Annotated in this window: 11 protein-coding genes; all 11 read right to left on the bottom strand. The window is 54.3% G+C overall.

Features of this window, described 5'->3' with window-relative positions:
• Window positions 1-822, bottom strand: a complete 822-nt coding sequence (rnc, locus tag NFR25_RS03210; protein WP_251197816.1) for a ribonuclease III — start codon at window positions 820-822, stop codon at window positions 1-3.
• A 42-nt stretch (window positions 823-864) separates the two neighbouring features.
• Complete coding sequence (gene plsX / locus NFR25_RS03205; RefSeq protein WP_420840605.1) at window positions 865-1,860, bottom strand: phosphate acyltransferase PlsX; 996 nt, start codon at window positions 1,858-1,860, stop codon at window positions 865-867.
• A 137-nt stretch (window positions 1,861-1,997) separates the two neighbouring features.
• Window positions 1,998-2,177: a 50S ribosomal protein L32 gene (gene rpmF / locus NFR25_RS03200; RefSeq protein WP_251197815.1), complete on the bottom strand. Its 180-nt coding sequence runs from the start codon at window positions 2,175-2,177 to the stop codon at window positions 1,998-2,000.
• 342 nt (window positions 2,178-2,519) lie between these two features.
• Window positions 2,520-3,056 carry a YceD family protein gene (locus NFR25_RS03195; protein WP_251197814.1) on the bottom strand — a complete coding sequence of 179 codons (537 nt, stop codon included), beginning with the start codon at window positions 3,054-3,056 and terminating at the stop codon, window positions 2,520-2,522.
• On the bottom strand, window positions 3,057-3,530 hold the full coding sequence (locus NFR25_RS03190) for an ATP synthase subunit B family protein (RefSeq protein WP_251197813.1): 474 nt from the start codon (window positions 3,528-3,530) through the stop codon (window positions 3,057-3,059).
• A gap of 221 nt (window positions 3,531-3,751) precedes the next feature.
• Entirely contained in the window at window positions 3,752-4,237 is a 486-nt protein-coding gene (gene coaD / locus NFR25_RS03185; protein ID WP_251197812.1) for a pantetheine-phosphate adenylyltransferase, read from the bottom strand.
• On the bottom strand, window positions 4,238-4,816 hold the full coding sequence (rsmD, locus tag NFR25_RS03180) for a 16S rRNA (guanine(966)-N(2))-methyltransferase RsmD (RefSeq protein WP_251197811.1): 579 nt from the start codon (window positions 4,814-4,816) through the stop codon (window positions 4,238-4,240).
• A 188-nt stretch (window positions 4,817-5,004) separates the two neighbouring features.
• Window positions 5,005-7,218, bottom strand: a complete 2,214-nt coding sequence (locus NFR25_RS03175) for an ATP-dependent DNA helicase RecG (protein ID WP_251197810.1) — start codon at window positions 7,216-7,218, stop codon at window positions 5,005-5,007.
• Window positions 7,219-7,230: 12 nt separating this feature from the next.
• On the bottom strand, window positions 7,231-8,859 hold the full coding sequence (locus NFR25_RS03170; RefSeq protein WP_251197809.1) for a DAK2 domain-containing protein: 1,629 nt from the start codon (window positions 8,857-8,859) through the stop codon (window positions 7,231-7,233).
• 40 nt (window positions 8,860-8,899) lie between these two features.
• Window positions 8,900-9,244, bottom strand: a complete 345-nt coding sequence (locus NFR25_RS03165; RefSeq protein ID WP_251197808.1) for an Asp23/Gls24 family envelope stress response protein — start codon at window positions 9,242-9,244, stop codon at window positions 8,900-8,902.
• Between the two features lie 120 nt (window positions 9,245-9,364).
• Window positions 9,365-9,553, bottom strand: coding sequence for a 50S ribosomal protein L28 (rpmB, locus tag NFR25_RS03160; RefSeq protein WP_251197807.1), 189 nt, complete (start codon window positions 9,551-9,553; stop codon window positions 9,365-9,367).
• Window positions 9,554-9,797 lie beyond the last annotated feature (244 nt).

Raw genomic sequence — 9,797 nt, 5'->3', positions numbered from 1 at the left:
TTATTGCTTTTTCTTTCGCGCGTTTTCAGCCCTACGACGAGCCTTCTCTTCCGCTTTGGCAGCCTTCACTGCTGCCTTAGCATCGGCCTGACGCTTCTTGTCCTTCGAATCCTTCGCATCGAAGAACGACGTGAGCGCTTTCAGAGCCGATTCGGCGGCATTGCTCTCTGATTCCTTCTTGGTTCGACCCACGCCCTTTGCAAGCGAATTCACCCCTACGAACACCTGCGTGATGAAGGTGCGATTATGGGGCGGGCCCTGGGTCTCGACCAAGCGATACGTTGGCGTGATGCCGTCTTCTTGCAGTTTTTCCTGCAGCACGCTCTTGGGGTTCTCCGGTTCGCGTGCCATGTCGATATTCATCTTCACAACGAGCGTGCGATCGACGAAATCGCATGCTGCCTGCCAACCACCATCAAGATAGAGTGCCGCAACGATGGATTCATAGACGTTCTCAAGCGCTGAGTGGAGCCCTCGTTTGCCCGTACCGGTCTCAGAAGAACCGAAGATGATGAAATCAGCGAAACCAAGTTCGTCAGCGGTCTTGGACAGGGATGCACCCGAAACGAGCGCCACCTTGATACGCGTGAGACCACCTTCGTCAACGTTTTGGAACGCATGAAAAGCACGGTCAGCCACGATAGCTCCAAGGATGCTATCGCCTAAAAATTCAAGGCGCTCATACGAATCTGAGAGCGAGCGACCTTCAGCTGCTGAAGGATGCGTGAGCGCTGCCAGCAAGAGCGTGGGGTCCTTGAATTCATAGCCGAGCGACTGCTCGACACGAGTCAAGAGCTCCCTATGTTCCTCAACATTGCTCAAGCGCATTCCTTATTCATGCTCATGTGGACAAACAGATTAAGTTTACCCGAGCTGCTCGTCTTTTTTAACAGTGCGGGCAATTATTCCTGAAACATCCAAACGAACCGTCTTTGCGGTCATGGCGATACCGTTCTTGATAGCGGTCGAGCTTGAAGAGCCATGGCCGATGAGACATGCGCCATCCACACCGAGCAGCGGTGCACCACCGTACGTGTCGGGGTCGATCGATTCCTTCAGGTTGGCCAGACCACTCTTGAGGCAAAGTGCAGCAAGCTTGGTCTTCAGATCCTTCATCATGATCTTCTTGAGTTCAGCGAGCAGCGTCCTCGAAGTGCCTTCGATGGTCTTCAGGCAAACATTTCCCGTGAAGCCGTCGGTAACGAACACATCTGCCCCAGCAGGAAGGATGTCGCACCCTTCCTTGTTACCGATGAAGTTCGGCACGGATTCTTTGAGCAGTGCGAAGCTTTCCTGCGAGAATTGCGAGCCCTTGGTGTCTTCGCTGCCGATATTGAGCAGCGCTACCGAAGGATCATCGATACCGATGACCTGTTCAGCATAGACCGATGCCATTTGAGCAAACTGCACCAGATAGGCCGGCTTGCAATCAGCGTTGGCGCCCACATCGCACATGACCACTGGTTTAGCAGGAGACGGGATGATGGTTGCGATAGCAGGGCGCATGACGCCCTTGATGCGGCCCATGACCAATGTAGCAGCAGTAAGGCAGGCGCCAGTGGAGCCAGCCGAGAAAAAGCCTTGGGCAGTGCCTTCCTTCACGAGGCGACAACCCACCACGATGCTAGAATCCTTCTTCTTGCGAACGGCCTGGGCTGGATGTTCATCCATTGCGATCTCTTCAGTGCACACCTGCGCGATACAACGGTCGTGATCCTTGGCGAAGGGCACCACAGAATCTTCAGGGCCGCAAACGATCACCTGAAGGTTCGGGTCTTCAGCTAGTGCCTGGGCTACGCCTTCGAGCACCACAGGCGCGCCGAAGTCTCCACCGATAGCATCTACGGCAATGGTTATCATTTCACTCACGATCTCACCTCGTTACTTGGTCTTATCACCATTCTAAAAGAAAACCTGAACGGAGCGAGAACAGGTCCGTAGACAAAAAAATCCCTCGGTCAAAGACCGAGGGATCCATAAAGCCAGAAATGCGTTGTTTACGCAGTTTGGATAACTTCGCGATCGCGATAGTGACCACAGTTAGGGCATACGCGATGAGGCAGCTTCACTTCGCCGCACTGAGGGCACAGCGAGCGAGAAGGTGCTGCGATCTTATCATTTTCGCTACGGCGTGCATGGGTGCGAGCACGGCCAGTCTTACGCTTAGGTACTGCCATCGAAATCTCCTTCTACAAAAAAACAGGTGAAACCTGAAACTTACGTTTGACGCGAAAAAATACTCTAACAAACCTCGTTTGTAAATTCAATCACATATTCGCACGCGGCTTACGAGCGGCTTTAGCGGTTGAAAGGGGTGCAGAAGCGAAGCTAGAAGAGGGTGAGGGTCGTAGATTCATTCTGAACACTAACTTCAGATACAGAAAGCAACCCTTGAGGTTGCTTTCGTGTACGAATGCATGAGGCAGTGCAGCGCATGAGCCGAAGGCGAACAGCGGAACGGATGAATCCGAGACCCTTACCCTCCTCTAGCTTCACCGCTTGCTCAGAAGATCATCAGGCTAATCGAATTTGAGATCCTTTAGAACAGCAAAGGGGTTGGTAGAGTCATCGGCCTCTTCGACCGCACAGTCACAGGTTTCGTGGTTAAGATTCTTGCCGCATTGCGGACACAGACCCTTGCAATCGTCGCTGCAAAGCGTGATATAGGGAAAAGCCAAAGCAAGGCTTGCTTGACAGAGTTCGGTCAGATCGATCTTCTTGCCTTCAACGAGCTGATCGTATTCGATCTCTTCATCTTCGGTGATGGGCTCATCCTTGCCCGGGATGAGGTAATAAGCTTCCACTTCGGCATCCATGTCGAGCGTAACAGGGTCAAGGCAGCGTGCGCAGGAAGTTTCCGCTGCAGCAGAGACCGTGCCTGTTACGAGAAGCGCGCCACCCGTGTTCGTGATGAAAAGATCGTAACGGACGGGTCTTGCGAAGTGATAGACATCAGGGGTCATCGTGATGTCTGGAAGAGGAATCTCGCCCCTAAAATCACCAACTGCCGAGGTCTCGAAGAGAGACTCCGGCAGCGAAAGGTATTGATGTTCCATTTATCGTCCTGCGTTCAGGGAGTTCGCATTCAAGCGATCGCGACAACGGCGAACGCTGTTGAGTGCGGTGTCGAGGCTTTGCTCGACATGAGAGAAGACCTCGTCAGCGAAGTCTTCAGCGCCAGCGCGAGTCTCGCGCTCGAGTTCACGGGCTTCAGCCATGATGGTGTCTGCCTGCTGCTGGGAGATACGAACGATCTCTTGCTCGCTTGCGATGGTGATAGCCTGGCTGCGGGCATCTTCGATAAGGCGAGAGGCCTGAGCTTCAGCTTCATCGAGCAGCGCCTGACGCTCGCGGATGATCTGACGAGCCTGAGCAAATTCACTTGGAAAAGTGTCACGGATCTCATCGAGGATCTCGAACGCAGCCTGAACGTCGACTTGACGCATGGTGTTCTTGCCAAAGACTGGTTTGGAATCTTCGATGAGCACGGAAAGCTCTTCGATAAGGTTCATTACTCCGATTTCGTCCATAAATATCCTTCCAAACGTGCGCGGGCACACGAAATAATCGTTCTTATATTAGTGCATAAGGTTAACTTACACAATAAAAAATGCGGCAATATCCCGCTCGTCCGAGCTAATGACTCGGCAAAAGCTCCCGCGCAGAGGCGGATGAGCAGCAGCCCTTGTAAGCTTTGCGCTCACGTCAACACCCAAGTTAACGGCTCGGGTCTGCTCGAGTCTGCCCGAGCCTAATACATGTGGCTGAAGTATTCCTTCAAGGCTGCTTCGACACATTCAGGAACGAAGCGCTTCACATCTCCGCCCATAGATGCCATCTCACGCACGATAGAGCTTGAGAGATACATATATTTCGGAGGCGACATGATGAAGAAGGTTTCAAGGTCTTTGGAAAGTTCGTAATTGAGCGCGGTGAGCTGGAATTCATATTCGAAGTCAGTGATAGCGCGCAAACCCTTGACCACGATGTGGGCTTCTTGTTGACGCACGAAATCGACGAGCAGACAGTTGAAGCCTTCCACGCGCACGTTCGGATAGTCCTTGAGCGCTTCCGTCGCGAGAGCTACACGCGTTTCCTGCTCGAAGATAGGACCCTTCTTCTGGGATGCCGCAACCGCAACAACGACTTCGTCGAAGACCTGAGCGGCACGAGCGATAACATCAACATGACCGTTGGTGATAGGATCAAATGTTCCGGGCACTACTGCACGCTTCATTCAATCACCTTTCCTTAAGAGGACATATGAGGTGTCGCCGAAGTCTTTGACGGACACCGCAGCCCATTTTAACCTATGGGCTTGTTCCAGACACGCAGGTTTGTTCTTTTTGGCGAGTTCGTAACAGATGAGCGCATCAGCGTTCAGCGCTGATGCAGATGCAAGGGACTCCACATATTCGAGCACGCAAGCTGGTTCGATAGCATAGGGCGGATCGAGGAATACCAGATCGAAGCTCATAGCATGAAAGCGCCCAGCCGACCTCAAGGCGTCACCCAACTCGATCACATATGAATCCTGAGGAGCATTCACCTTCTTCAGATTCTCGCTCACCACCTGAGCAGCTTGCCGCGACTTCTCGAAGAAGACCACATGGTCTGCGCCACGCGAGAGCGCTTCGATCCCGAGCGCGCCTGAGCCTGCAAACGCATCCAACACGTTCAGCCCCTCAAAAGAACCGAGCATGCTGGTGAGGCTACTGAACAGCGATTCTTTCACGCGCATAGTGGTGGGGCGCGTGGCTTCGCCTTTCAGGGTCTTTAGATTATGGCCTTTGTATCGACCAGCTACAACACGCATTGCTTCGGCTCTCCTTCCCTCTTCTTCCAGGATGCATCATTGGGCCTTCGTTAGCATTAGCTTAGCTTGACTTAGCTTAATGCGGCTTGACTTTGCTCGGCTCGGCTTGACTTGATCCGACTTGACCCGCCTTGCCACGGCCTTGGCCCTCCTTGCTACGGCCCTGGCCCTCCTTGCCATAGGCTTGATCAGTCTTGCTCTACCATGAGCAACTCTCGATCAAGGATCGCTCGTTCGGTCTGCGTGAGCGATCCATTCAGGACGATGTCGCGCGCATCGTTGTAAGCTGCTTCGATCACTGCGCTGTCGCGGATCACGTTCACCAGGCGAAGCGGAGAGCGCCCGTGCTGACGCGCACCGAATACGTCGCCCTCTTTGCGCTGAGCAAGGTCCATTTCAGAAAGCTGGAAGCCATCTTCGGTGGTTTCCATAGCGCGTAATCGCTCGAGCGCTGCAGGCGCCTTAGAGCGCGTGATCAAGAACACCTCCCCGGGCTTTTCACCGCGTCCGACACGACCACGCAACTGATGGAGCTGCGCAAGGCCGAAACGGTCGGCATCTTCGATGATCATCACCGTTGCATTGGGCACATCCACACCGACCTCGACGATAGTAGTAGAGACCAAGATATCTATCTGACCAGCGACGAATGCCTCCATGATGGCGGTCTTCTCTTCGGCTGGAAGACGACCATGGAGCAGTGCGACCTTCGCATCAGGAAAGACCTGGTTCTGCAGGATCTGGGCGTGCTGTTCAGCAGCTGAGACCATCGAGGGTTTATTCGTCGTGATTGTCTCTTCTGCCGCGAACGAATCAGATTCCAGGCTGAATTCCACAAAAGCATATTCGATCTGCTCTTCATCCTTCTTGTCTTCAGATTCGAGGTTCTGGGTGGGAATGCCAATGAGCGGACAGACCACATACGCCTGCTCGCCTCGCGCAAGCGCCGAGCGGACCGCGTCATAAGCGATCGCCTCCTCCGTAAAGGGGAGCACCTTGGTAGTGCGTGTTGCTTTGCGATGCGGAGCAACATGGAGGTAGCTAAGGGCAGTAGTGCCGTAGAGCGCCAACGCCAACGAGCGCGGAATGGGAGTTGCGGTCATAGAGAGCACATCAGCTCCAGGCGCCTTGCTAAGCAGCCGTTCACGCTGATCAACGCCGAATCGCTGTTGCTCGTCAAAGCAGACGAAGGAGCACGAAGCGAACTGGATGGCAGGTTCGAAGAGCGCATGGGTACCGAAACAGACCGATAGCTGTCCAGAAGCGAGCCCATCCTGGATAGCAGCTTGTTCGTGATCAGGCGTGGTACCCGCGAGCACCGCCCATGAGATACCAAGAGCATCGAGCAGCGGCCCGAGCGCGCGCCCGTATTGGCGAACCAAGATCTCGGTCGGACCGACCATGACCGCCTGGTGGCCGTTCTTAACTGCGGTAGCCAAAGCAAAGAGCGACACGATGGTCTTGCCGGTACCCACATCACCAAGGAGCATGCGATCCATCGAACGCGGGGCTGCCATGTCGCCCAGGATGTCCCCTACCGCAGCTCTTTGCTCATCGGTGAGCTCAAAAGGGATGACCTGCGCTATGGAGTCCTTGAGCGCTTGGCTGCAGGGCTGCTCGAAAGGCTGATCCTGTTCAGCGCGCTTGCGCTCTTCTTCGACCAACTGAAGCTCGAGGAACAAGAGCTCTTCATAGAGCAGGCGGCGACGCGCCATGGCCACGTCTTCCATCGACCGAGGCAGATGGATGCCACGATACGCCTGGAAGCGCGAACAAAGGCGATATTTCTTGCGCAAGCTCAAAGGCAGCGGATCATACATGCCGCTCACTGCCTTGAGCGCGTTGGTGATCATACGTTTGACCAGCGCAGGAGAGATCTGATTGATAGTGCCATGATAAGCCTGGACGAAGCCGTGCGCTTCATCCGTCTGTTCGAGCACCGCGATGAACGGATTGGTCATGCGTTTGAAACCGTAGTTGAACTCGATCTTACCCGACACGCTGACCGTATCCCCCGCCTTCAGCTTTTGAGCGAGCCAGGGCTGGTTGAAGCACGTAACGATGAGCGTGCTGGTGCCATCGACCACGGTCACTTCAAGGATCGACAGACGCTGACGTGCTTTCTTAGTCTTGCATTCATGGATGCGCCCCACCACCGTGCAGGCGAATCCAATGGGCGCACTAGCGATGGTAACGATCTGGGACATATCGAGGTAGCGATTGGGGAAACGGTTGAGCAGATCGCGTACGCGATCGATGCCGCGGGCCTTCAAGGCGGCAGCGCGCTGAGGGCTGACCTGCGGCACTATGCTCACGGGAGCATCGAAGCGCAAGGTAGCAGAAAGGCGGTCAGACTGGTGCGCCTGATCCGCCTTTCGAGAATGTGAGGATGATTCGCTCACCGGGCTTCCTTCTTATTCGAGCGAGAGTACCACGGGATAGAGCGGTTGCTCGCCGCGATGAGGATCGATCTCAAGGTCATCATATGTTTCTTCGATACGCTCGATCAGCGCGTCAAAGTCGTCTTGGTTCAAGTCTTCGCCAGCTAAGATGGTAAGCGTGTCGGCATCTTCAGCTTCCAAGGCAGCAAGCACACCGAGCGTGGCATCTGCGACGTTATCCGCAACCACTTCGATAGCGCCTTCAGCAATACCGATGGTGTCGCCATCCTTGATGGGATTACCGTGGGCATCCTTCGCATCCTTGATAGCGTGCGTCACTTCGCCCGTCTTTACTTCGCTTGCAGCTTCGGTCATCTCTTCGACATTGTCTTCGAGCGATGCGCTCTCATCGAAGACGAACATGGCCGAAAAAGCCTCTGGTACGCTGGTGGTAGGGACCACAGCGCAAGGCTTTTCGGAAACATCCGCACAGCTTTGAGAAGCCAGGATGATGTTCTTGTTGTTCGGCAGGATGATGACCGCGTCAGCGTTGACCTTATTCACCGCATCGAGCAGTTCCTTCGTGGAAGGATTCATGGTCTGACCGCCCGAGACCACCACATCAACGCCCAAGCTTTCAAGAATCGCAGCATTGCCTTCACCTGCAGCAACCGCTACAAACCCGATGGGCTTCTTTTCGGCCTCTAATTCTTTTTCGATCGATTCCGTGCGGGCCTGGCTCTGCAGCTTCATGTTGTGGATATGCACTTCGGAGATAGCGCCCTTGTCAAGGAAGTATGCGAGCACTTCGTTTGGAGTGTTGGAGTGTACATGCACCTTGAAGACTGGCGCAGAACCGACGCATAGTTCGCAGTCGCCCATGGTCTGCAGGAAATCCAGTGCTTCGTTGGTATCAAGATCATCGGAATGAACAAGGAATTCATTGCAGTAGGTGTAAGTAGAGCCTTCCCAGTCGTTGATCTGCTCGATCTCTACCTTCGGAGCGCTCGCACGCATAGATGAAAGTTCGTCGCTGAGCACTTCGGCACGACCCGTGAGCGCTGCCACGAACGCGTCGAAGAAGATGGCAAGACCATAGCCACCTGCATCCACCACACCGTTCTCCTTGAGCACTGGGAGCAAATCAGGGGTGCGCTGGACCGAAGCATACGCTGCATTCACGATATTCTGCAGATATTCTTCCAGTTCAGGACGATTCCTCTTAGGGATCTTGGCCGCCTCTGCGGTATCGCGTAACACCGTGAGGATGGTGCCTTCAACTGGCTTGCGCACGGCATTGAACGCTACTTCGACCGCACGTTGGAGCGCATCGGTGCATGCATCGATATCGAAGGCACGATGGCCTTCGAAGCCTTCGCAGATGCCACGCAGGATCTGTGAGGTGATGACGCCAGAATTGCCACGAGCACCCATGAGCGCGCCATTGGTGACCGCGCGACGAACTTCGGTGAGCGAAGAGCCGATGGGCAATGCAGCTAGGTTCTCGACGACCATGGCAAGCGTGAGCGACATGTTCGTACCCGTATCGCCATCGGGCACCGGAAAGACGTTCAAGCGGTTGATCTCATCCTTGCGAGCGTCCAAGGTCTTCGCCGCTGAAGCGAGGGCGTTCATGATATCGTTGGCGGAATAATTACTCATGGGAACAGACTCCTGTGGGAACTGATTCGCGGGGACGAACTTACCTGACCTTGATTCCTTGGACATGCACATCAATGCCCTTGAGCGGGCTTTGGAGGAATTCCTCGAGTGCGAAGGTGACCTGGTCCACCAGGTTAGTTGAAACAGCGTTGATGTTCACTCCATGCTCGAGCACAACATAAAGGCTGATAAGGACGCCGTCTTCATCAGCGGAAACAACAACCCCCTTGCGCAATGGAGAGCGCGGGAGCAACTTAGCAAGGCCCGTGTTCGCCGAAGGAACCGCCATGCCTACGACACCGTAGCACTGAAGCGCTGCATGACCAGCGATATCTGCCAGAACATCTTCTGAAACGATCAGATCTCCGGGGATTTCCGTATTCATGGCTTTCCTTTCCAAAAGCTGGCCGCAAAGCCAGCACTGAACACCAGGTTTACCTTGACTATCTTACACAAAAAAGACCATCCCTTGGGATGGTCTTCGTAAACTAGACAAGATTATCTATTATGCGCGCTCGACGTTACCTGCCTTCAAGCACTTTGCGCAAACGTTAGCACGCTTGACCTTGCCATTGAGCTTGATGGTGACCTTTTGGATGTTAGGACGGAAGGTGCGGTTGGTGACGCGGTGAGAGTGGCTGACGTTACGACCAGCGCTTGGTGCCTTACCGCAGATCTCGCATACTTTGGACATTCTTGATCAACTCCATTTACGTTCATTCGTATCGGTTCATTAGTGCCAGTTCGCTATGAACCGCTGTTTATAAAGAAGCCATAGCAATATACCACAGGTTAAGGGGCTGTCCAACTATCATTCCGCGAAATCCCCGCCCGGCGGCATCGAGAGCCAAGCGCAGGTGCTTTGAGGCTTGAGCTCGTTGAGACAGATTGGGGGCGTAGCCCTTTTTGTCCACAAACTCCGAGTGGACAAAAAGGGC

It is taken from the genome of Anaerotardibacter muris (assembly GCF_943192915.1).
Classification (GTDB): Bacteria; Actinomycetota; Coriobacteriia; order Coriobacteriales; family Eggerthellaceae; genus Anaerotardibacter; species Anaerotardibacter muris.
This window is presented reverse-complemented; position numbering and strand designations above follow the sequence as displayed.

Coding starts and splice junctions, on each gene's coding strand:
- NFR25_RS03165 (WP_251197808.1), bottom strand. CDS start 9,244: ATGAATACGGAAATCCCCGGAGATCTGATCGTTTCAGAAGATGTTCTG.
- NFR25_RS03190 (WP_251197813.1), bottom strand. CDS start 3,530: ATGGACGAAATCGGAGTAATGAACCTTATCGAAGAGCTTTCCGTGCTC.
- rpmB (WP_251197807.1), bottom strand. CDS start 9,553: ATGTCCAAAGTATGCGAGATCTGCGGTAAGGCACCAAGCGCTGGTCGT.
- rpmF (WP_251197815.1), bottom strand. CDS start 2,177: ATGGCAGTACCTAAGCGTAAGACTGGCCGTGCTCGCACCCATGCACGC.
- plsX (WP_420840605.1), bottom strand. CDS start 1,860: ATGATAACCATTGCCGTAGATGCTATCGGTGGAGACTTCGGCGCGCCT.
- NFR25_RS03195 (WP_251197814.1), bottom strand. CDS start 3,056: ATGGAACATCAATACCTTTCGCTGCCGGAGTCTCTCTTCGAGACCTCG.
- NFR25_RS03170 (WP_251197809.1), bottom strand. CDS start 8,859: ATGAGTAATTATTCCGCCAACGATATCATGAACGCCCTCGCTTCAGCG.
- coaD (WP_251197812.1), bottom strand. CDS start 4,237: ATGAAGCGTGCAGTAGTGCCCGGAACATTTGATCCTATCACCAACGGT.
- rsmD (WP_251197811.1), bottom strand. CDS start 4,816: ATGCGTGTTGTAGCTGGTCGATACAAAGGCCATAATCTAAAGACCCTG.